The sequence below is a fragment of the Ruegeria sp. YTSA064 genome, assembly GCF_059610325.1.
Genome location: NZ_JBXWNK010000001.1, coordinates 430,415 through 451,042, shown reverse-complemented (window position 1 = coordinate 451,042; position 20,628 = coordinate 430,415). Strand labels below are relative to the sequence as shown.

At 57.7% G+C, this 20,628-nt stretch carries 20 protein-coding genes and 1 riboswitch; of the genes, 6 read left to right on the top strand and 14 right to left on the bottom strand.

Features of this window, described 5'->3' with window-relative positions; all coding sequences use genetic code 11:
- Window positions 1–58: 58 nt before the first annotated feature.
- The 6 genes from cobF to cbiE are packed head-to-tail and all read right to left on the bottom strand — an operon-like array spanning window position 59 to window position 5,184.
- A complete protein-coding gene (cobF, locus tag AC2FI7_RS02240) occupies window positions 59–802 on the bottom strand; it encodes a precorrin-6A synthase (deacetylating) (protein WP_010438958.1) in 744 nt (247 codons plus the stop codon).
- Window positions 795–1,523 (bottom strand): uroporphyrinogen-III C-methyltransferase, encoded by a 729-nt coding sequence (cobA, locus tag AC2FI7_RS02235; RefSeq protein WP_010438961.1) that lies wholly within the window; start codon window positions 1,521–1,523, stop codon window positions 795–797. Before cobA ends, cobF begins: the two co-directional genes overlap by 8 nt.
- Window positions 1,520–2,836 carry a cobyrinic acid a,c-diamide synthase CobB gene (locus tag AC2FI7_RS02230; RefSeq protein WP_029621727.1) on the bottom strand — a complete coding sequence of 439 codons (1,317 nt, stop codon included), beginning with the start codon at window positions 2,834–2,836 and terminating at the stop codon, window positions 1,520–1,522. Before AC2FI7_RS02230 ends, cobA begins: the two co-directional genes overlap by 4 nt.
- Window positions 2,829–3,623, bottom strand: coding sequence for a precorrin-4 C(11)-methyltransferase (gene cobM / locus AC2FI7_RS02225; protein ID WP_010438965.1), 795 nt, complete (start codon window positions 3,621–3,623; stop codon window positions 2,829–2,831). Before cobM ends, AC2FI7_RS02230 begins: the two co-directional genes overlap by 8 nt.
- Complete coding sequence (locus AC2FI7_RS02220) at window positions 3,620–3,988, bottom strand: cobalamin biosynthesis protein (protein ID WP_010438966.1); 369 nt, start codon at window positions 3,986–3,988, stop codon at window positions 3,620–3,622. Before AC2FI7_RS02220 ends, cobM begins: the two co-directional genes overlap by 4 nt.
- Window positions 3,985–5,184 (bottom strand): precorrin-6y C5,15-methyltransferase (decarboxylating) subunit CbiE, encoded by a 1,200-nt coding sequence (gene cbiE, locus AC2FI7_RS02215; RefSeq protein WP_496815583.1) that lies wholly within the window; start codon window positions 5,182–5,184, stop codon window positions 3,985–3,987. Before cbiE ends, AC2FI7_RS02220 begins: the two co-directional genes overlap by 4 nt.
- Here cbiE and AC2FI7_RS02210 point away from each other — a divergent pair.
- The gene (locus tag AC2FI7_RS02210; RefSeq protein ID WP_496815582.1) at window positions 5,183–5,914 is read left to right on the top strand and encodes a cobalt-precorrin-6A reductase; all 732 of its coding nucleotides are present in this window, start codon (window positions 5,183–5,185) and stop codon (window positions 5,912–5,914) included. The two genes, cbiE and AC2FI7_RS02210, sit on opposite strands and share 2 nt — an antisense overlap.
- On the opposite strand, the gene cobJ is transcribed toward AC2FI7_RS02210, so the two are convergent.
- From cobJ to AC2FI7_RS02175, 7 genes are read right to left on the bottom strand one after another with little or no spacing between them, the layout of a single operon-like run.
- Complete coding sequence (gene cobJ, locus AC2FI7_RS02205; protein ID WP_010438972.1) at window positions 5,905–6,669, bottom strand: precorrin-3B C(17)-methyltransferase; 765 nt, start codon at window positions 6,667–6,669, stop codon at window positions 5,905–5,907. The genes AC2FI7_RS02210 and cobJ overlap by 10 nt on opposite strands.
- Window positions 6,666–7,394: a precorrin-2 C(20)-methyltransferase gene (cobI, locus tag AC2FI7_RS02200; RefSeq protein ID WP_496815581.1), complete on the bottom strand. Its 729-nt coding sequence runs from the start codon at window positions 7,392–7,394 to the stop codon at window positions 6,666–6,668. The genes cobJ and cobI overlap by 4 nt, the downstream gene beginning before the upstream one ends.
- Entirely contained in the window at window positions 7,391–8,020 is a 630-nt protein-coding gene (locus AC2FI7_RS02195) for a precorrin-8X methylmutase (protein ID WP_010438978.1), read from the bottom strand. Before AC2FI7_RS02195 ends, cobI begins: the two co-directional genes overlap by 4 nt.
- Complete coding sequence (locus AC2FI7_RS02190) at window positions 8,020–9,159, bottom strand: ferredoxin-like domain-containing protein (RefSeq protein WP_010438981.1); 1,140 nt, start codon at window positions 9,157–9,159, stop codon at window positions 8,020–8,022. The genes AC2FI7_RS02195 and AC2FI7_RS02190 overlap by 1 nt, the downstream gene beginning before the upstream one ends.
- A complete protein-coding gene (gene cobN / locus AC2FI7_RS02185; protein ID WP_010438984.1) occupies window positions 9,156–12,449 on the bottom strand; it encodes a cobaltochelatase subunit CobN in 3,294 nt (1,097 codons plus the stop codon). Before cobN ends, AC2FI7_RS02190 begins: the two co-directional genes overlap by 4 nt.
- A 5-nt stretch (window positions 12,450–12,454) precedes the next feature.
- A complete protein-coding gene (gene cobW, locus AC2FI7_RS02180; RefSeq protein WP_010438987.1) occupies window positions 12,455–13,510 on the bottom strand; it encodes a cobalamin biosynthesis protein CobW in 1,056 nt (351 codons plus the stop codon).
- Window positions 13,507–13,887 carry a DUF1636 family protein gene (locus tag AC2FI7_RS02175; protein ID WP_010438989.1) on the bottom strand — a complete coding sequence of 127 codons (381 nt, stop codon included), beginning with the start codon at window positions 13,885–13,887 and terminating at the stop codon, window positions 13,507–13,509. The genes cobW and AC2FI7_RS02175 overlap by 4 nt, the downstream gene beginning before the upstream one ends.
- Window positions 13,888–13,971: 84 nt before the next feature.
- A riboswitch (cobalamin riboswitch) is annotated at window positions 13,972–14,174 on the bottom strand.
- A 145-nt stretch (window positions 14,175–14,319) separates the two neighbouring features.
- On the opposite strand from AC2FI7_RS02175, the gene AC2FI7_RS02170 reads away from it, so the two are divergent.
- The 4 genes from AC2FI7_RS02170 (at window position 14,320) to AC2FI7_RS02155 (ending at window position 18,262) form a co-directional block, all read left to right on the top strand.
- Window positions 14,320–15,267 (top strand): NAD(P)-dependent oxidoreductase, encoded by a 948-nt coding sequence (locus tag AC2FI7_RS02170; RefSeq protein WP_496815580.1) that lies wholly within the window; start codon window positions 14,320–14,322, stop codon window positions 15,265–15,267.
- Window positions 15,268–15,557: 290 nt separating this feature from the next.
- Window positions 15,558–16,565, top strand: a complete 1,008-nt coding sequence (locus AC2FI7_RS02165; RefSeq protein WP_010438994.1) for a glycosyltransferase family 2 protein — start codon at window positions 15,558–15,560, stop codon at window positions 16,563–16,565.
- Entirely contained in the window at window positions 16,558–17,169 is a 612-nt protein-coding gene (locus AC2FI7_RS02160; RefSeq protein WP_010438997.1) for a class I SAM-dependent methyltransferase, read from the top strand. The genes AC2FI7_RS02165 and AC2FI7_RS02160 overlap by 8 nt, the downstream gene beginning before the upstream one ends.
- A gap of 94 nt (window positions 17,170–17,263) precedes the next feature.
- Entirely contained in the window at window positions 17,264–18,262 is a 999-nt protein-coding gene (locus tag AC2FI7_RS02155) for a glycosyltransferase family 2 protein (protein ID WP_010439000.1), read from the top strand.
- A gap of 294 nt (window positions 18,263–18,556) precedes the next feature.
- Here AC2FI7_RS02155 and AC2FI7_RS02150 read toward each other — a convergent pair whose 3' ends face one another.
- Window positions 18,557–19,180: a hypothetical protein gene (locus tag AC2FI7_RS02150; protein WP_496815579.1), complete on the bottom strand. Its 624-nt coding sequence runs from the start codon at window positions 19,178–19,180 to the stop codon at window positions 18,557–18,559.
- A gap of 878 nt (window positions 19,181–20,058) precedes the next feature.
- On the opposite strand from AC2FI7_RS02150, the gene AC2FI7_RS02145 reads away from it, so the two are divergent.
- On the top strand, window positions 20,059–20,562 hold the full coding sequence (locus tag AC2FI7_RS02145; RefSeq protein WP_496815578.1) for an Hsp20/alpha crystallin family protein: 504 nt from the start codon (window positions 20,059–20,061) through the stop codon (window positions 20,560–20,562).
- Window positions 20,563–20,628 lie beyond the last annotated feature (66 nt).

Genomic DNA, 20,628 nt, shown 5'->3' with positions numbered 1-20,628 from the left:
GATTGGAGAATAGATGACAGAAAACCGCTGAAACGGGGCTCACAATCCTGTGCGCGCGTCAGGCCGTACGTTTCTTCAGCAGATAGATATCCATGATCCAGCCGTGATCAGAACGGGCTTGCGCGCGCGAGTCCAGAATGTCTTGCGCCACATCCGCCAATGGGCCTTTGATCAGAATCTCTTCTTTCATGCCCACATATGCCCCCCACCAGATGTCATAATCGGCCATCTCTAGGCTTTGGAACGAGCATTCGCCATCCAGCATAACAGCCACTTTCGATGCCGTTTCAGGCCATCCCTCATCGCGGATGCGGCGACCGGTGGTCACGACATAGGGTGCCCCCAGATCATTGATCGGGATCGCATGGGCCGCAGTTAACGCCTGCAACGCGGTGATGCCCGGCACAACCTGGACCTGCGGCTGTGGGTCCAGTCGAGCGGCGATCCTGAGCGAACTGTCATACAGCGACGGATCACCCCAGATCAGCAACGCGACCTTCTGCGCGTCGGGGTGGGCTGAAATCGCTTCGTGCCAGCGCAGGGCAATTGCGTCGTGCCATTCGTCGACACCTCGTAGATAACCGTCATCTGCCCGGCGTTTGGGAACGTCGAAATAGACGATCCGCGCAGGTTTATCGGTGACCTGCGCGATGATGTCTTCGCGCAAACCGGCCAGATCAGCTTTGTTCTCTCCCTTACGCGGGATCAGGATCAGGTCTGCTGATCTGATTGCCTGCGCCCCCTGAAAGGTCAGGTGGTCGGGATTGCCGGTGCCGATCCCGATCAGTGTGAGATCAAACATCGCCGAACTCCGCCAGCGGGCCATACAGGATCAAGGCAGGAGCAGTACCGATCTCGGTGCGCAGTTTGTCGGAAAGCTCTCCGATGGTGGAACGATGCAAAGATTGTTCGGGGGTTGAAACGGATTCGGCCATCAAGGCAGGTGTGTCCAGCGGCAGGCCATGCGCGCTCAGCGCTTCGACCAGCAATGGAAAAGTGCGCTTGCCCATAAATACGACCGTTGTCGCGCCAGCATCAGCTAGGGCGGGAAGATTCAGATCGGCAGGCAGTTTTCCACTCGCATCATGCCCGGTGACGAATTGAACACGACGCGCAGTCAGGCGTCGTGTCAGAGGAATTCCCGCAGTCGCAGCCGCCGCGACGGCAGAGGGGATGCCAGGAATGATCTCGTATTTGATACCGGCGGCCTGCAACGCGACCAGTTCTTCCTCTAGTCGACCGAACAATCCTCCATCACCGGATTTCAGCCGCACGACATGCTGGCCGGTCTGCGCATACTCAACCAGCAACCGGCTGACGTGATCCTGCTTGGGCGAGGGGCGACCGGCGCGTTTACCTACGCCCACCAGATCAGCGTCGTCACGTGCATGGGTCAAGATCGGGCCACTGCTGAGATCATCAAACAGCACCGCATCGGCCTTCTGCATCCGGTCCACGGCCTTGAGCGTTAGCAGCTCCGGATCACCCGGACCGGAGCCGATGAATGAGACAAACCCGGTCATACCGTTGCCTCCGCAATCAGGTGAAAGAACGTGCCGGTGACATTGCCGCGTCGCGATCCTGTCTGAGGGCCTTCAGCCCCTTCGGCATCGAAGACCCGCGCAAGAGGAGCGTCAGGTTGTTCGATGATCGAGGAATAATGGAACTCATGTCCGCGCAGAGCGGTACCTGCCGCAAAGCCGGGCATCGAGGCCAAAAGTTCAGCCCTACGATAGCCAAGGTTGAATTTGCGCTTTTGGTATGAGGTTTGCAGACCCAACAACCCCGCCATCTGATGCGGGGTGCCATCTTTGTCGACCAGCACTTCCCCCAATGCCATGTACCCCCCGCATTCACCATGCACTGGCCGCGTTTCCGCGTGTTTCCGCAGCCCGGTCAAGAAGGTATCTGCTGCTGCTAATGTTCCTGCGTGCAGCTCAGGATAGCCCCCCGGTAGCCAGACCAGATCGGCGTCTGCAGCTGGCGCTTCGTTTGCCAGCGGCGAAAAGGGCAGTATCTCTGCACCCGCGCTGCGCCATCCTTTCAGAAGATGCGGATAGGTAAACGAAAACGCGGCGTCTCGGGCAAGTGCGATCCGCTGAGCCGGGGGGTGCGGCAGTGCGGCCGACGATGGCCCATTAGGGCCTGAGGAGGCCGCCTTTTTGATCGTATCCAGATCAACATGTTCACGCAGGAATGCGGCGTAACCGGCGATCGCCGTTTCCAGATCGGGATGTTCAACCGCTTGAATCAAGCCCAGATGCCTTTCGGGCAAGGTAAGGTCTCCCCGGCGCGGAAGAACGCCCAGAACGGGTAATCCGGCACGCTCCATGCCCAAACGGGTCAGTCGTTCGTGGCGAGGGCTAGCACAGCGGTTCAGGATGACACCGGCAAAAGGCAAATCGGGGTTATACATCCGAAACCCAAGCGCGGTCGCCGCCGCTGATTGCGCCTGTCCTCCGACATCCAGAACCAATACGACTGGCCATCCCATTCGCTGAGCCGTTTCAGCGCTCGACCCATGCCCCAGCTCTCCGGGTTTGGCGACGCCATCAAACAAACCCATTGAGCCCTCGGCCACCACGATATCCGCGCCCGTGGCTTGCTCTGAGATCGCGCTGAGCAGCGGCTCTCCCATCGCCCAGCTATCCAAATTGAACGAAGCGCGGCCTGCCGCAGCGCGGTGAAAGGCTGGGTCTATGTAGTCGGGCCCGCTTTTGAACGGCTGCACGGTCAATCCGTCCTCAGCCAGCGCCCGGAGCAACCCCAGCATTACTGTAGTCTTGCCTGTACCCGACGACGGCGCGGAAATCAGTAGTCCCGGAGGGTTAGTCATCACCGTGGCTCCAGCTCGACCACGGGCTGTCGGCGCTTTGAGGGCGATAGCGGCGGTCGTATGTTTTTGAATACAGGCAGCTTTCGTCAAACCCTTCACCTGCGAGCGCCGGACCAACCATTATCAGTGCGGTGCGCGAGATGCTTTCGTCCAGCGCCTCTTTCAGCGTGGCCAGAGTCGCACGGATGATCCGTTCATCTGGCCAGCTGGCGCGGTAGACAACGGCGACCGGGCAGTCCGCACCATAGGCAGGGGTCAGGTCGGCGATGACATTGTCCAGATTTCCGATCGACAGGTGAATGGCCAGAGTAGCACCTGTTTTAGCAAAGTTTTTCAGCGTCTCACCTTCAGGCATCGAGGACGCGCGCCCAGGCGTCCGGGTCAACACCACCGATTGCGCCAGTCCCGGAAGGGTGAGTTCAGTTCCTAGAGCAGCAGCTGCGGCGGCAAAAGACGGGACACCGGGCGTGACGCTGACCGGGATTCCCATCTCTTTCAGACGTCTGATTTGCTCTCCCATTGCCGACCAGACAGAGAGGTCTCCGGAATGCAGCCGCGCCACGTCTTGCCCGGCTTTGTGCGCTATTTCGATCTCGGCCATGATCTGATCCAGATCCATCGGAGCCGTGTTCACGATCTTCGCGCCGTCGGGGCAGTGGCTCAAAATCTCCTCGGGAACCAATGAGCCAGCATAGAGGCACACCGGGCACGAGGCGATGATATCGCGCCCGCGCAGAGTCAGCAGGTCCGCGGCACCCGGTCCGGCGCCGATGAAATGAACGGTCATGGTTGTCCTCCAATGGCGACGGCGCAGGTTGCAAGCCGGTCGTCCGAGATTTGTCTGGGTGAAATCAGCCGCGCGCCATGCCCGGCGGCAGCAAGAGCGGATGCTTCGGCCACGCTGCTGGTGCCGTATGTGGCACGACTGCGGGGCGAGCAGGTGAGGGTTCGTTGTCCGGCAAGATCATGTGCCGGGACGAAATGAACCGGTAGATCAGTTACCTCTGCAAGTGCGACAAGTGCGGCATGTCCGTCCTTGTCTGCAACGGTTGCCAGGGCATCGACTGTTTTTCCTTTCGAGGCCAGATCAAAGGCAGCGCGCAGACTGACCAGCGTAGCAGAAGACGAAAATCCGAGCCCGGCGACGATCATAGCGTAAGACTCCACTGCATCACGGGGTAGGCAGATTTCCAACCCCGCCGTGGACCAAGCGAAGCAGCTTGCGCCAATTCGATACGCAACAGGTCTCCGCCCAGCTTGTCGTGCCACGCAGCCAGCAAGGCTTCGCTTTCCAATGTCACTGCGTTGGCGACAAGCCGCGTACCGGCGCGGAGATTTGCGTGTAGCCAGTTCAACAGCTCCGCGCTCAGGCCGCCTCCGATGAAAACGACATCTGGTTGGTCAAGGTCAACCAACGCCTCAGGTGCGATACCATGAACGACCCGCAACCGATCCTGCCCGAGCGCATCGGCGTTTCGGCGAATGCGCTCGACCCGATCTTCACGCGGCTCGATTGTCGTTGCAGTCAGCGTCGGATCGCACATCAGCCATTCGATGCTGATCGAACCGGTGCCGCCGCCAATATCCCACAGATGTTCTCCTCTACGCGGGGCAAGGGCCGACAGGGTCAGTGCGCGGATAGGGCGCTTGGTGATTTGCCCGTCGGTTTCGAAGATATCATCAGGCTTGCCCGAGGCTTTGGGAAAGGCGCACCCTGTGCCCGCGACGTCCAGCCCGACACAGACCGGATGTTCGAATGTTCCCAGTAGCGCTTCGGTCAGCGACACGCTCCGCGCGCGTTCACGGGGGCCGCCAAGGGCCTCCATGACATGCAGGGTACAATCGGCAAAGCCGGTTTCACCCAGATAAGTTGCAAGCTCAGCCACCGCTTTTCCATCACGCAGCAAGAGAATGGCGCGGAGGCCCTGCGCCAGGTGGGGGCGCAAACGGGTCAGGGGGGCGGCGTGCAGTCCAAAGGTTAACGTGTTTTCAAGCGGCCAGCCGAGCCTTGCAGCGGCTAGCGAAAAGGTCGATTGACCGGGTATGGCGGTCCATTCGCTCGCATCGAAATTTCGCGCGATGACGGAGCCGGCCCCGAACCAGAACGGATCACCCGAGGCCAGAACAATAGTTTGCCGACCGCGTAATCCGGTCAGTATCGGAAGACCATCGGCAAATGGAACTGGCCATTCAATCTGTTCGGCGTTGCTTTTGGGAATCAAAGATAGGTGGCGCGACGGACCCATGACGATCTCGGCGCGATCCAGCACTTGACGGCTTGCGGGAGACAGGCCATCCAGTCCATCTTCGCCCAAACCCAATACGGTTAGCCACGGAGTTTCAGACATGCCCAACCTCCTGATTCTTGGCGGGACGACCGAGGCAAATGCTCTGGCAAAATCCGTTTCCGAACAAGGTATTCCGGCCACGTATTCCTACGCGGGCCGTGTCGACACGCCACGCCCGCAGCCCGTTCCCACGCGCGTGGGCGGTTTCGGAGGAGCGGAGGGGCTGGTGCGTTACATCCGCGACCAAGAGATCAGCCATATCATAGACGCAACCCACCCCTTTGCCGCGCAGATGAGCCGCAACGCCGCGGAAGCCTGTGCTGCGACGGCGACTCCGCTGGCGGCGCTGACGCGGCCTGCCTGGGTCGCTCAAGATGGCGACAGTTGGCAGCATGTTCCGGACATCGACGGTGCCGTCGACGCGCTTTCCGGTTCCGCTCAGCGCGTGTTCCTTGCCGTCGGTCGCATGCAACTTCAGGACTTTGCAGCACAGCCTCAGCATCACTATCTTTTGCGGCTGGTGGATGAGCCTGAAACCGTGCCGTTTCCTAATAGAGACGTCATTATTTCGCGCGGTCCGTTCACTGAAATTGAGGACCGGGGGCTGATGCAGCGTCACGGGACGCAGTTGGTTGTGTCCAAGAACGCGGGTGGCATCGGGGCGCGCGCAAAGTTGGATGCCGCACGGGCGCTGGGTCTTCCGGTTCTGATGATCGACCGTCCGCTGTTGCCGCAGCGGACTGAGTTCGAAAAGGTTTCGCAGGTCTTGGACTGGCTGGTTCATACCTGATCCTTGTCAGGCGTGAATCTCGGCGTGTAAACGATCGGCGCGCCGTCGCGCTCGATCACCCGGGTCAATGACGAGCCGACGATCACGATGGTCTGCATGTCCGCCATGTCTGGTGTGGCCTCTGCCAGTGTTGAAATCCGCAACTTCTCATCCGTACGCGACACTGCGCGGGCGAACAGGATCAGGCGTTCTGGCTCACATTCCTCGCGAAGGATTTCCAGTGTTTTTACAAAGCCTTCCGGGCGTGACTTCGAGCGGGGGTTATAGAACGCCATCGCGAAATCTCCCTGCGCGGCAAGGCGCAGTCGTTTTTCGATCAAAGACCATGGTTTCAGATTGTCGCTGAGGTTGATGGCGCAGAAATCGTGCCCCATCGGCGCACCCGCACGGGCAGACGCAGCTAACATCGCTGTGATCCCCGGCAGTACGTCGATCTGAATGCTTCGCCATTCAACAGGACCATTCTCCAATGCCTCGAACACGGCAGCGGCCATCGCGAACACGCCTGGGTCTCCGGAGGAAACAACCACGACACGCTTGCCCTCGGCCGCCATCCTTAATGCGTGCTGCGAGCGGTCGATCTCGACCCGGTTGTCACTGGCATGTAGGGTCAACCCTTCACGCTCAGCAACGCGCGCGACGTAGGGGATGTATCCAACAACATCCGTCGCCTCGGCCAGAGCAGCGGTAACCTCGGGCGTGACCAGAGCTTCGTCTCCCGGTCCGAGGCCGGCTATTTTGACCCAGCCACTCATGGGCGACGGCCCTGACCGTGAACCAGGATGATCGAGAAATAGGGTGTGATACTCTCGCAATTGTCCGAGAGTTTGCAAACCCGCTGGTTGGGCATCTGGGCGTATTCGACGATCCATGCACGGTCATAGAGATCGGCCCGTTTCAAGGCGCGTTTTACCTTGTCAAAGTTGCGACCGATCTTCATGACCACCAACGCATCGGTTTGGGTCATGCGTTCGGTCAGCGTGTCCTCGGACAATGTACCGACCAGAACCGTCAGGACGTCATCACCCCAGGTTATCGGATCGCCGGTAGCGGTCCAGGCACCCGACATTCCGGTAATGGCTGGTACGACCTCGACCTTAGATATATCCCGTAATCGATTGTAAAGATGCATGAATGACCCGTAGAAGAAAGGATCTCCTTCGCACAGGACCACGACGTCTTCGCCGTTCTCTGTCAGCGTCTTCAGGTGGGCGGCGCAATCCTCGTAAAATACGGAAAGCAGCTCGTTGTACCTCGGGTCCGTCACCGGGATTTCGGTTGTTACGGGATACTCCATCGCAAACTCGATAGCGTCGCCGGGGATCATTCCATTGACGATCTTGCGGGCCTGCCCCGTGCGGCCCGGCTTGCGGAAGAACGCCACGTGTCGGGCATTGCGCAACAGGCGGTCTGCACGGACGCTCATGAGATCCGGGTCACCAGGGCCAAGGCCCACGCCGTAGATCTTGCCCCCGCTCATTCCACACGACTCGCGATGGCGTTGATGGCAGCAACGGTGATTGCACTGCCGCCCAAGCGACCTTTGACGATGCAGGAGGGTACGGGCTGCGCGTCCCACAAGGCGTCCTTGGATTCGACTGCGCCGACAAAGCCCACAGGGCAGCCGATGATGGCGGCCGGGCGCGGACAATCTGGGTCTTCCAGCATGTTTAGCAGATGGAATAGCGCAGTCGGAGCGTTACCGATCGCGACCAGCGCGCCGCCAAGATGCGGACGCCACAGCTCTAGCGCAGCGGCAGAGCGCGTGTTGCTCATCTCAGCGGCCAATGGGCGCACGCGTTCGTCATGCAGAGTGCAGATTACCTCATTATCCGCAGGCAGGCGGAAGCGGGTCACACCTTCGCTGACCATGCGCGCGTCGCACAGGATCGGTGCGCCATTTTCCAGCGCGGTGCGGGCAGCTGTGACGAAGCCGGGCGAGAAATGCACGAACTCCTCCAGCCCAACCATTCCAGCGGCATGGATCATGCGCACGGCCACTTGCTCTTCATCGGCATCGAACCGAGCGAGATCGGCCTCCGAGCGGATGGTGGCAAAGCTCTGTTTGTAAATCGCCGCGCCGTCGGTTTCGTATTCATAGGGCATCAGGTGAAGTCCATGGTCATAAGTTTTTCTTCGGTCAGGCCGCGTTGGCAGGGCTCATCACCTGCGCGACCTTGTTTGACAAGATCAAATCGTCCATTGCATCCTACTAAGGTGACATCTGCAGGGATCATCCGGGCGCAACCCTTTGCACACCCCGAGACATGCAGAGATCCGGGCACTCGAGCCGCCAAAACGCGCGCGATCTCTCGCGTTTCCACTTGCGCCTGCGGACAGAACGGCGTGCCAGGGCAGGCGTCGGTGGTCATCAGCGGGTCAGTACCGTCTGTGACGAAGGCTGGTGCGGGAGTATCTGCTCCGCCTTCCAGCAGGATCAACCGCCACGGTGTAACTCGCAGGGCAGACGCACCGCTGCTCTCGATCAGTTTCGAGAGCGGGCCTGCGGGCAATTGCCCAAACGTCGCGCCCAAAAGTGTTCCCAAATCGCAAGCGCCAGGCTGTAGAGGGGTACTTATTGGGCCAGGTGGGCTGCCTTGCCATTCGAGCGGAAGGTCTTGCGCAGAGATCACGCGGGCCATTCGGCGGGTCTCAGGCGTATAGGTGTCAGAGAACCACTTTGCCAGTTCGATCAGTCGATCGATGACATCAGATTCAGAAACAGTCCGTCCGGTCTCTGCACCATCTGCACGCAGAATCAGGCCGTTTTCGCCGGTTTCCACGCGTATGTCAGCCGAGTCTCCGGCTAACATGCGCTCAGGTCCCGTATCGATTGCAAATCCGAACTTGGCGGGCAGCGAGGGCAACTCTGCTAGGCGGTCAATCAGATGCTGCGTTAGTCGCGCTGTCAGATCACCTGCACGGTAGAGCGGTGTGACCAAAATATTCCGTCTAATCTCGATGCCGGGCTCGGCATCGAGAAGGTTCAGATCAGACAGCTCGGTCAATAGTGGCTGGTGGTCGGCTTCCTTGACGCCACGTAGTTGCAGGTTCGCACGGTTGGTCAGGTCGATAGTGCCATTGCCGAAACGGTCGGCCAATTCGCACAGACCCAAAGCCTGCTGAGCGCTAAGCCGCGCCAACCGCGGGCGTACGCGCACGACCAGCCCATCGCCGGACATCATCGGGCGATGTGCGCCGGGGCACCAGCCTTGGACGACAGGTTTGTCGGTAAGGGCGCTCATCCCAGACCTTCCAAACCGGCACGGATCGAGTTTCGGCGCGTGTTCCATAATCCAGCGTCCAACAAGGCACGGAATCGGTCTTGCATCGCCTGATGCGCACGCGGGTTGGCCTCTTGTAGAAAGGCATCGACGTCTTCGTCGCCAAGCGTGGCTTCGTGATAAAGGTCGAACAGATGCGGCGCGACGGTGCCAGACAAATGTGCAAACGAGGCCATGTGATCAAGAGTCGCCGCAATCTCGGCCGCGCCTCGAAAACCATGCCGCTGCATCCCCGCTATCCATCCTGGATTGGCGGCGCGCGCATGAACCACGCGGCTAATTTCTTCGGGTAAGGTACGGGCGCGTGGATTTTCCGGGTTGGTATTGTCCAGGTGATAGAGCTGAGCGTTACCACCGGTGATTTTCTTGGCGGCAGCAAAACCAGCCTCATGCGTGGCATAGTCATTCGCCAATAGCAGATCGGTTTCGGTCAGGTCCTGGAGATGCACAAAGCTGTCGGCATTGGCGACGCGCTGAGTAATGCCGTCCTTATCCTGTGCGATGTGTTCGCCTTCCAACGCGAAGGAACTGGCGTCCAGCCAAGCCTCACCCGCCTGCACGCGTGCCTCATCCGTATAGGTTTCGGACAGATGGGTCATGTTCAAACCATAGTTGCCGGGGGCTGGCCCATAGACCCGCGCGGCTGGCTCCTGACCGGCGTAAGGGTTCCAGTCGGCTGCTTCATCTCGTTTTGTCAGTGCGCGGACGGCCTGACCGTACAGCGCGGAAAGCGTCGGGAACACGTCCCGGAACAGGCCTGAGACGCGCAATGTCACGTCCAGTCGCGGGCGGCTGAGATCGGTGATTGGCAAAACTTCGATGCCAGAGACCCGCTCGGACCCTTTATCCCAAACCGGCTTCACCCCCAGCAGGTGTAGCGCCATGGCGAATTCCTCGCCCGCTGTGCGCATCGTGGCCGAACCCCATAGATCGACTATCAAGCCCTTGGGGTAGTCGCCTTCTTCCTGCAGATGCCGCCGAACCAGCTCTTCAGCGAGCTTGACGCCTTGTGTATAGGCCGCGCGCGTAGGAACTGAGCGCGGGTCGGTCGTGTAAAGATTCCGCCCGGTAGGCAATACATCCGTACGCCCGCGATAAGGGGAACCGGACGGCCCGGCCTCAATCCGTTTGCCCGCCAAAGCGTCAATCAGGGCGGAGCGTTCAGCGTGGGCCGACGGGGCAGGGTCGAAGGTGCCAGTCGCATCGGGCACCCGTCCAAAGATGTGCAGGCCGTCGCTGAACTGGCTTTCCTTGATGTCGCAGACAAATCGATCAATGCGGGTGATCGCCTCGGCGATGCAGGTGGCTTGGTCGAGACCAAGGTCGCTCTCCAGCCCGATGGCCTGTGCCTCGTCGCGGATATCTCCTTGCAGGCGATCACGGCGCTTGGGGTCCAGACCGTCCGCGTTCGAGAACTCATCCAGCAGTGCTTCCAGCCGAGCCATGCGATCTGGCGTACCACTTTCTTTCATCGGGGGCGGGATATGGCCCAGCGTAACAGCGCCGATCCGGCGCTTGGCCTGCGCAGCTTCGCCGGGGTCATTGACGATGAACGGGTAGATCACCGGCAGATCGCCGATCAACACCTCGGGCCAGCATTCACTGCATAAAGCGACCGATTTACCTGGCAGCCATTCCAGCGTGCCATGGGCACCAATATGGATCAAAGCATCCGCGCCTATCCCTTTGCGTAGCCAAAGGTAAAAGGCGACGTAGCTGTGACGAGGAGTGCGCGAAAGGTCATGATAGTCATCCTCGCGCAGCTCTGGCGTGCCGCGTTCTGGCTGCAGCGCAACCACAGCGTTGCCACGCCGAAGGGCCGTGAAATGGAATGCTCCATCTGCGAACACTGGATCGTCCTCGGGGTCTCCCCAGACCGCCTGCAGATCGGCGCGCAATTGATCGGGTAGCTCTGCATGCGCAATCAGGTAGTCCTGCAATGACCATGAAATCCGGACGCCCAGCAGGGTTTCGGCAATCGGCTCGGCCGGTGCGGTTGCATATCCCTCATTCTGAAGATCGGTCAGCATCGCTTCGGCTGAAGCAAGCGCATCAAGGCCAACTGCATGCGCCATCTGCCAGTCCTTACCCGGGTAAGTCGACAGAACCAGCGCCGGTATTTGATCTGAACTGGGCTTTTCGTGCAGGTCCAGCCAGCCAGAGACCCGATCGATGACAGCTTCGATCCGGTCAGGTTCGGGCTGGTGGGCAAAACGCGAATATTCCAGATAAGGATCGCGCTTGCCCGGTTCTTTGAACGACACGATGCCCGCGTTAATCCGCCCGTCGACCTCGGGCAGAACCACATGCATGGCGAGGTCAGCAGGCGAAAGCCCGCGTTCCGCTTCTGCCCAGGCTTTGCGGCGCGAGGTCGCGAGGGCGACCTGAAAGACGGGCACATTGGCAGCATCCAAGGGTGAAGTGCCTGATGCGCCCTTGCCCGAAAAGGAGGTGGCATTGATGATCGCTGAAGGTTTCAGCGCCACGATCGTCTCACGCAACCAGTCAGCGGCGGTTGGCGCTTTGAGCGACGGGGCGAACAGGCCAATGGCCTCGAATCCACGCGATCTCACACTGCGGATCAAAGCCGCGATCGGGGCAGTGTCGGCAGAGGTCAGGTAGGCCCGATAAAACGTGACAATAATGCGTTTTGCATCGCCCGAAAAAGCTGTGTCCGCCGGTATCACGCCACGATCCGGGCACCAGGCGCCGTAATCCGGTATGGTCTTTGCCCCCATCACCGGACCGGCATATAGTCCCGCCGCCAGCGCCGTCTGTGCGAGCGCGGCCTGTGCCGCAACCTCTCCGCCGGTATCACACAGATGCGCCAAGCGCCGCAGGGTTGAGACGGGCAGGGTGGAGTACTCATCCAGCCGCGTATCTTCGCGCCCGTCCGCAGGCAGGACAGCCAGTGCGATCCCCTTGGCCTGTGCCAGTGCCAGAACCTGCTGCAAGCCGTAAGACCAATATGGCACGCCGCCAATCAGGCGGATCAGGATGCCTTTGGCCCCCTCAAGCGTCTGTTCCACATATGTGTCGACTGACAGGGGATGTTTTAGAGCTGTCAGGTTGGCCAGCCGCAGGGTTGGCATGCGCCCGTCTGGCCCGCCACCGCGATGCCAGCCCGCCGCGAAAGCGCCAAGGTCACTGTCAGAAAATGACAGCACCACCAAGTCCGCCGGGCTCTGGCCCAGATCGGTTGGGGTCTCGGTTTCCTCTAACCCGTGGCTTTCGCGGAAGACGACGTGCATGAATCTTACTCGGCGGCCTCGGTCACACCCACAAGGATATCACGGATTTCGGCCTCTTTGATATCATCATGCTCGGCGATGACCACAAGGCGCGAGTGGCGCTCTTCACCAGGTTCCCACGGGCGGTCATACTGATGACGTACCCGCGAGCCGACGGCCTGTACCAGCAGGCGCATGGGCTTGCCCTGAACCGCGGCATAGCCTTTGACGCGCAGGATGTTCAGTTCCTTTGCCAGGCGTTCGATCTTGGCGACCAGATCCAGCGGATCAGTCTGTTCCGGCAGTTCGACGATGATGCTTTCAAAATCGTCATGCTCGTGATCGTGATGACCATCATGATGGCTGGGACGCGCTTCCATGTCGTCCTCGGCGGCAGCTTCAAGGCCCAAGACAACGCGCACGTCCACGACACCTTCGGCGACTTCGACGACGGGTAGGGGGCGAGGGGCTTTGGCCGCGATGACCTCTTTGGCTTTGGCGACACCTTCGGGACCGGCCAGATCGGGCTTGGTCAGCAGGATGATGTCGGCGCAAGAGATCTGATCTTCAAACACTTCCGATAGTGGCGTCTCGTGGTCGATCGACTCATCGGCGAGGCGCTGGGCGTCTACCGCTTCGACATTGGGTGCAAACCGACCAGCGGCAACCGCTTCGGCATCGGCCAAAGCGATCACGCCGTCGACTGTGATTTTCGAGCGAATGTCTGGCCAGTCGAACGCTTTAAGCAGCGGCTTAGGCAGAGCCAGGCCCGAGGTTTCGATCAGAATGTGATCGGGGCGCGGCTCCAAGGCCATAAGCGCTTCGATCGTGGGAATGAAATCGTCGGCCACAGTGCAGCAGATGCAGCCATTGGCCAGTTCCATGATGTTTTCTGCTGGGCAATCCGGGATTGCGCAGGATTTCAGGATATCGCCATCGACACCCACATCGCCGAACTCATTGACTACAACAGCCAAGCGCTTGCCTTGCGGGTTCTGCATCAAATGCTTGACCAGTGTCGTTTTGCCCGAGCCCAGAAAGCCGGTGATCACGGTGACGGGCAGTTTTTCGAGATTGCTCATTTCAGGGCTCCAATCGGGGGAATACGGGCCGCGCAATTCTTGCGGAAGTGTTCGGGGCGTTCACGCCATTTGACCAGCCCGTCCTCGGTCTGAAGGTACTTGGTGGCACCTTCAATGATGGTTTCGACGTGATCGGTTTCGCTGAGGTGTTCGTAAACGAATGTCCAGCGATCAGGTCCGCCACGCAGCACGATAGAACAGCCCTCATCGCAGTTTGAAAGGCATTCTACTGCTTTCAAGGTGATGCCCTCGGGCAGGGCGGCCTGTTCAAGCGCTTTGTGCAGCAATGTGCCGGGGCGTTGGGCGTCGTCTTCGACGGGTAGGCCGCGACGGCATGTAGTGCAGACCAGCAGCTCGACCGGTGTGGTCTCGGTCATGTCTCTCATCCCCCCAATCCTCTTCGTGGGGGACGGGGTTTCATGCGGGCCGATCAAAGCCCCACACCGGAACACCCCGTCCGGTTTCATCTTCGGGCGTTGGCAGGTCTCCCGGCTTGCGGATGTCAGAGCAGTGCTCTGTCGGATGTCCCGCCTTCCCGGCATTCGCCAGTGGCTTGGGCACCCTCTCCGGTCACGGTCGCGGGGGCGGCTGCGTTTGACGGAAAATCCGCTGACGCATTCCCTTTTCATCTGCTGCTGCAGACACCAACACTTGGCTCTTGGGACAGCATTACCCCCCTTGTCAAGCGAGTCTCGCTCAACAGTGCGTACAGGGGCAAAAAAGCGACCTCTGAGGGTCGCTGGACGGCATGACTTAGGTCAACAGGCGTGTTCGCATGTGCATCGAAAGACGAACAGGGAGAGCGTCATATGAAAGTAGGCTTCATCGGGCTGGGAAACGTGGGCGGAAAATTGTCGGGCTCGCTGCTGCGCAATGGGATTGACCTGACCGTTCATGACCTCAACCCTGATCTTGTGTCTGGATTTGTCGCGCAGGGTGCGAAGGCAGCTGAAAGCCCCGCTCAATTGATGCGGGATTGTGACGCTGTGATTACCTGTCTGCCATCTCCTGCCGCCTCGGACGCGGTAATGCAGGAGATGCTGTCCGAAGTGACATCCGGTAAGATCTGGATGGAAATGTCCACCACCGACGAAGCGGGAGTAAAACGATTGGGTGCTTCGGTGATCGAACGTGGGGGGGCTGCAGTCGATTGCCCGGTATCGGGCGGATGTCATCGGGCGGCTACGGGCAATATTTCGATCTTCGCAGGCTGCGATCGAGAAACATTTGAGCGCATTCTGCCGTTCCTGACGACGATGGGGCGCCGCGTTTTGCACACAGGCGATTTGGGATCGGCCTCAGTGTTGAAGGTGCTAACAAACTATTTGGCAACCGCAAATCTGATCACTTGCGCCGAGGCTTTGGTGACCGCAAAGGCCGCAGGGATGGATCTTGGCACGACCTATGAGGCGATCAAAATTTCGTCGGGCACATCATTTGTGCACGAAACGGAAAGCCAAGTGATTCTGAATGGGTCCCGCGATATTTCATTCACCATGGATCTGGTCAAAAAGGATATCGGTCTGTTTCAGGAGGTCGCCGACCGCGCCGGGGTGCCGCTGGAGATAAACCCGGTGATGATGGAAATCTTCGACGACGGAATCGCACGCTACGGTGACCGTGAACTTTCCCCTAACATTATCAAACGCCTTGAGGACGCCACGGGACTGGATATCCGTGCACCGGGGTTCCCCGCCGAAATGCAGGATGATGAGCCGGAAGAGCCGGGTTACGAAGTGGTTCCTCAGAATCGGTGAAACATATTGTGCTGACGTTCAGGAAGAGTTTCGTTTGTTGATGCCACGGTTATCTGCGGTTCGGAGGTGGTTATTCGGATTGTCGCAGGAAAGTTCTGATCAAGTCAGCGGTTAACTCAATATTAGTTGGCGCTGAATGCATATTGAGTTCCATCATTTTCATCAGCCCCCCTGGGGGCCGAGGTGCGGTAGCCAGTTCTTCCTGGAACTTGCTGCGTTGGACAAATTCTGGAGGCTATTCTAAACAGATCAACAATAGTCCGATAATGGCACAGGCAAGAGTTTAACTTATGGGAAACGAGACCTTTCTCATCGTGACGACGATGAAGAACGAAGGGCCATTTATGATCGATTGGGTGGCTTACAATCGCGCAATCGGGTTCAATGATATCCTGATCTACACCAACGACTGTTCTGATGGCACAGATGTCATCGGTGATCGGATGCAGGCCTTAGGCTGGGCGCATCATGAGCGCAACAAGGTCGGACCACGCGCTGCGCCCCAGAACCGGGCTTTTACCCGATCTCGCAGTCATCCAAGCTATCAGTCCGCAAATTGGATCATGAGCCTGGATGTGGATGAATACATCAATATCCGTTTGCCTGAAGGCAATGTTCAGTCACTGGTAGAGGCAAGCGGTGAAGCTGATGCAATATCGATCTGTTGGCGTATGTTCGGAAATGCCGGCTTAAACGACTTTGTCGATCAACCTGTCCCTGAGACATTCTTTCAGGCGGCCACCGAAGACAGCTACCCCCATCACCGGACAAAAGGTTTCAAAACGCTATTCCGAAATAACGGCAAGTTCAGCCGGTTTCGCGCCCATCGCCCTCGGATAAATCCAGAGGATGCCCCAAATCCTGACGCACCGTACGAAGGGGTGTTGTGGAGAGATGCAGGCGGAAACCTCTACCCGGCAGATCAGGTGAAATGGAAGGCGTGGCGCGGATTCAGCCATGAATTCGCGCGTATTCACCACTATGCAGTACGAAGTACCGATAGCTTTCTTGTCAAACGTGAACGGGGGCGGACTAACCATGTTGGCCAGGACCAAGGTCTGAAATACTGGCTTGTAATGAATCACAACGACGTCGAAGATCGCTCGATCTTGGGCCACATGCCCGCCATGCATGACATCAAAGCCGAGATGATGGCTGATCCTCAGTTGGCCGAACTTCACCACAAAGCCTGCGAATGGCATAGTGCAAAAGCCGAAGAATTGAAGGCCAGACCTGATTGGCTAGATTTGGTTGAGGCTTTGCAGAATTCTCATATCGGAGAAGACGCCCATGGCTGAAACCGTATCCGCCGAGGACCGCCGCAAGAAACAAGCCCTGCAGCGCGAGCGGAAAGATGCGCTGAGGCGCGAAATGCTCAAGACAATGCCGCACGGAAAGCTCAGCATCGAAATCGGCGTCTGGCGGGGCGAGTTTTCGCGGATACTACTCGATGAATTGAAGCCTTCTAAGCTGTGCCTCATCGATCCATGGGGCGTGCAGCCCGACGCAGATGGTGGCGCATCTTTGGCCGGAGCGCGTAGCCAAAACGATATGGACCGCATCTATGAAGCGGTGAAAAACACATACGCCTCTGAGATAGCGAAGGGTCAAGTTTCGGTAATTCGCGATTTTTCGGTTCCTGCACTGCGCCTGTTCGAAGATCAGAGTATCGGTTTCGCCTATCTTGATGGAGACCATTCATATGAAGGGGTCAAAGCGGATCTGGATGCGGTATTGCCGAAGATGATCGAAGGCGGTGTCATCATGTTGGATGACTACCATCGGAGGGGATGGTGGAAAGATGGCGTGATGCGTGCATTCCACGAGTTTTTGGGCGCAAACTCGGCGGGCTTGCGTCTTAAGGCGATCAAAGGCGCTCAGGTCGCGGTTCAAAAGCTATAGTCAATGAGCCAGTTTCATATCGAATTGGGGATGTTGGCACCCGAGAAGGACCTACAGAAGATGGCGCCACTTTGGTTCAACCGCAGGACTTGCAATGACTGACAGGATCGTTGTCTACACGACAATGAAGAACGAAGGCCCGTTCATGATTGATTGGGTGTCCTACTACCTGTCACTCGGCATCGACCATTTCCTCATTTACACCAACGATTGTGATGACGGCACCGATCTGATTGCAGAACGGCTCGGGGATCTGGGCATTGCAACCCATGTTGATAATTGGGTCAAGCCAAAGCAAAGCCCGCAGAACACGATGCTCAGACGAGTTCGTTCACATCCGAGGTTTCTTGATGCGGACTGGACCTTTTCGCTGGACGTTGATGAATATCTGAACATCCGCCTTCCTGATCCCTCCATGCACAAGTTGCTGGAAAAGTTACAGGAAACCGCAGGAGAGCCTTTTGATGTTGCCTCTTTTGCCTGGAAACTATTCGGATGCGGAGGCATTGAAGATTTCAGCGATATTCCAGTGGCTGAGCAGTTCTTTCTTTGCGATACCGAGCAGGGCTATTATTCGGGCGTTGCGGGCGGGCTGAAGAGTATAACGCGCAACAACGGGTTATTCACCCGATATGGTCCGCATCGCCCCAAAGGGGTTGCGCCTGAGCGCATGTCCGAGATCAGATGGGTTGATGGTGGGGGGCAACTTCTTGACCCCGAAGCTGTAACCTGGCGCGCCACATCCAACTACCGCCATGATTTTGCGCGTATCCATCACTATGTGACGCGTTCAATTGGGTCGTTCATGGTTAAACGGGATCGGGGTAAAACCAATCATATTCACGATGATCAGGCCGAATCCTATTGGAACAATATGAACGCGAATTTGGTTGAGGACCGGTCGATCTTGCCGCTTTGGGAAAAGGCTGCGGTAGAGCGGGAACGTTTGATGTCCGATGACCAACTGGCGTCCTTGCATGCCGCCGCGTGCTCCTGGCACGCGCAGAAAATTGTCGAGCTAAATCAAAGACCGGATTGGGTGGAATTCCGAGAGTTTTTGCACCGGTACAAGACCATGGGCCCCGGTCGCTGACGCATCTCAGGGCCGTAAGAAGTCTTCGACGGGGCACCATACAAAGACGCTGAGGCACAGCTTATTGGCAGGGCTGCCGGCGGCGTTAGCGCTCTTGGGTTCTATCAATCAGGGATGCAATACGGCACCGAACAGCGAGAGTGTTCCAACAAATGGGAGACGAGCGCAATCCTAACAGAAAAATGTTTCAAGTGGTCCGATATCAGCCCGTTTCCGAAGGAGCCGCCGTTGGAAGTTGCGCAGGGTTGAGTGGCCGGCCGAGTGATATCGCGAGTAGTTGCTTCTTCTAACAGTTCACTGCACGACAAACGACACCGTAACCCTCGTCCGCCTTTTATCCTCGTCCTGTATGGAGAGTCGCATTGTGTGCCGCCCAACCGGCAGTTCAGCCGAACGTGCGAGCAGGCGCGAACCTTCGACTGAGGCGTGCTTCATTATTCGTTTGGTCACATTGACCCATGCTGGACCCAAACGATAGTCGATCCGAATTGACGACAAATCAACTGCCGTATCTCCTCTCGGGCTAATGTCTACGTCAATATTAACAGGCGACTGGACAATATCCTTTTTGGGCGAATTGAAATTTACGAATGGGCCATCGGATTGAGTAACGGTCAATCCTCGGTCTAGAGACTCAGTAACTTTAGGTTGATTGTCGAGTTCTGCCATTTCGGCTGGAGTAAGCAGGGAGAACGCTTCTTGCTCGCTATTTCGCGGAAGAAGAATCCATACGGAAAAGGCCAACACAAACAGTATTGCACCAATCAACAACCATCTCGCACGCACTACCCACACATACATCACCTTAAGCAAACCAGAATGAAACGAGACTATCACACAACGAGACAATATCTCAATTTGCGGGACTTGGTCTGAAATCGAGTCACCCAATTGTAGAGGTAAATGGGCATTGCGCATGGAATCACACGGCAAGTCTTGTGGCGGGATAAAAGCTCAAATCGGGCTACATTTCCCCTATGTAACCCCAAAGAACAAGCATTTGTATCGCTCGGTCTGGGGAGGTCGTGTAAGCTATTGAATTCTTTTGGAGGCGAGTACCAATTTCGAACCTGCGTAAAGGAACTCTATTTCTTAATAAATCACAATTTTTTGTGAGATGTTGGCGTTACGTGGGTTTGTGAATGTTGCGGGATTGTTGGTTGAAATTGTTCATTGGCTTGTCTTCGCGGTCGATATCGGTTGTCGCATGATGGTGCAACACGAGGGGAAGCGGCACAGGCTTGCCTAAGTCCGCTGATTGGGATGCGGGCCGGTTGATCAGTCAGATATTAGAGTTGGATGTGGAGGTAACTCACCGACCACGAGGCAAGGAGATGGCGCACTGGCTGATGAAGGTGCCGGGAATTGGGCCGCACGTTGCCACTGCACTGGTCGCCCTCTCGATCCCGAACTGGATTCTTCACTAACATCTTAAATCACTGATCCTCGTCATGATCGGCTACATGTCCGCCAGCTAATCCATCATCTTCAAGGGCGTGGGGTTTGAGACGATCTGGCCGGAGTTCCTATGGATGGCGCTACCGGGCGCAGTCCTTCTGGCGTCAAGCCTGACGTTTTTCAGACGCTCGGTGGCGCAATAGAGTCAGATTAGTTTGCCCCTTGGCCTGGACGTATGACCGGTAATACGCCTTGTTTCATTCAGAATGCCGATACGGCCGTGATGTCTTTTGACGCGATACCGAGGATGCTTGGTTGCGCAAGATCAAGGTAATTAGATGCATTTTTTGCGATAATGCTGCCTCACCCCAATCGCACCAAAGGAGGAGGATCAGAAAATGCTTGAAGACAAAAAAAACCCGCAACTGTTTGCTGGAACACATCCGCTATCTGATAATTTTCGACGCGAAATGGAATCCATGATGTCGCGCTTTTTCGGGGGCGCAGCGCCATTCCTGCCACTGGAAACAGCCGCGCAACGCACGGGCTTTCCGTCGTTGGACATGACGGGTGCGATTTCGCCGGCGATTGACATCCACGAGACGGATGCGGCGATCATTCTCACCGCTGAATTGCCGGGCCTCGAAGAAGACGATGTCGAAGTCGAAATCAAGGACCGCAGATTGACCCTACGAGGCCAGAAGAAGGTCACGCATGATGACACGGGCGATCTGCGCTTTAGTGAGAGAAGCTATGGCAGTTTTACCCGGACAATGACGCTGCCTGATGCAGTCGATATCGAGGAGATTTCTGCTGCGTTCGACAAAGGGGTCCTGCACGTCACGATGCCGAAAACCGAACCTCAGGATCCCAGCCGAAAGATTAAGGTCTCATCGAAATAGGCGCGATGGAGGCACACGCGCAACCATCATGGTCCGGGCAGCATGCGCGGACCCTTGGTGTTCTTA

Excerpts from the sequence above, each read along its gene's own strand:
- cobF (WP_010438958.1), bottom strand. The coding sequence starts at position 802 with ATGTTTGATCTCACACTGATCGGGATCGGCACCGGCAATCCCGACCAC.
- cobA (WP_010438961.1), bottom strand. The coding sequence starts at position 1,523 with ATGACCGGGTTTGTCTCATTCATCGGCTCCGGTCCGGGTGATCCGGAG.
- AC2FI7_RS02230 (WP_029621727.1), bottom strand. The coding sequence starts at position 2,836 with ATGACTAACCCTCCGGGACTACTGATTTCCGCGCCGTCGTCGGGTACA.
- cobM (WP_010438965.1), bottom strand. The coding sequence starts at position 3,623 with ATGACCGTTCATTTCATCGGCGCCGGACCGGGTGCCGCGGACCTGCTG.
- AC2FI7_RS02220 (WP_010438966.1), bottom strand. The coding sequence starts at position 3,988 with ATGATCGTCGCCGGGCTCGGATTTTCGTCTTCTGCTACGCTGGTCAGT.
- AC2FI7_RS02210 (WP_496815582.1), top strand. The coding sequence starts at position 5,183 with ATGCCCAACCTCCTGATTCTTGGCGGGACGACCGAGGCAAATGCTCTG.
- cbiE (WP_496815583.1), bottom strand. The coding sequence starts at position 5,184 with ATGTCTGAAACTCCGTGGCTAACCGTATTGGGTTTGGGCGAAGATGGA.
- cobJ (WP_010438972.1), bottom strand. The coding sequence starts at position 6,669 with ATGAGTGGCTGGGTCAAAATAGCCGGCCTCGGACCGGGAGACGAAGCT.
- cobI (WP_496815581.1), bottom strand. The coding sequence starts at position 7,394 with ATGAGCGGGGGCAAGATCTACGGCGTGGGCCTTGGCCCTGGTGACCCG.
- AC2FI7_RS02195 (WP_010438978.1), bottom strand. The coding sequence starts at position 8,020 with ATGCCCTATGAATACGAAACCGACGGCGCGGCGATTTACAAACAGAGC.
- AC2FI7_RS02190 (WP_010438981.1), bottom strand. The coding sequence starts at position 9,159 with ATGAGCGCCCTTACCGACAAACCTGTCGTCCAAGGCTGGTGCCCCGGC.
- cobN (WP_010438984.1), bottom strand. The coding sequence starts at position 12,449 with ATGCACGTCGTCTTCCGCGAAAGCCACGGGTTAGAGGAAACCGAGACC.
- cobW (WP_010438987.1), bottom strand. The coding sequence starts at position 13,510 with ATGAGCAATCTCGAAAAACTGCCCGTCACCGTGATCACCGGCTTTCTG.
- AC2FI7_RS02175 (WP_010438989.1), bottom strand. The coding sequence starts at position 13,887 with ATGACCGAGACCACACCGGTCGAGCTGCTGGTCTGCACTACATGCCGT.
- AC2FI7_RS02170 (WP_496815580.1), top strand. The coding sequence starts at position 14,320 with ATGAAAGTAGGCTTCATCGGGCTGGGAAACGTGGGCGGAAAATTGTCG.
- AC2FI7_RS02165 (WP_010438994.1), top strand. The coding sequence starts at position 15,558 with ATGGGAAACGAGACCTTTCTCATCGTGACGACGATGAAGAACGAAGGG.
- AC2FI7_RS02160 (WP_010438997.1), top strand. The coding sequence starts at position 16,558 with ATGGCTGAAACCGTATCCGCCGAGGACCGCCGCAAGAAACAAGCCCTG.
- AC2FI7_RS02155 (WP_010439000.1), top strand. The coding sequence starts at position 17,264 with ATGACTGACAGGATCGTTGTCTACACGACAATGAAGAACGAAGGCCCG.
- AC2FI7_RS02150 (WP_496815579.1), bottom strand. The coding sequence starts at position 19,180 with ATGCGCAATGCCCATTTACCTCTACAATTGGGTGACTCGATTTCAGAC.
- AC2FI7_RS02145 (WP_496815578.1), top strand. The coding sequence starts at position 20,059 with ATGCTTGAAGACAAAAAAAACCCGCAACTGTTTGCTGGAACACATCCG.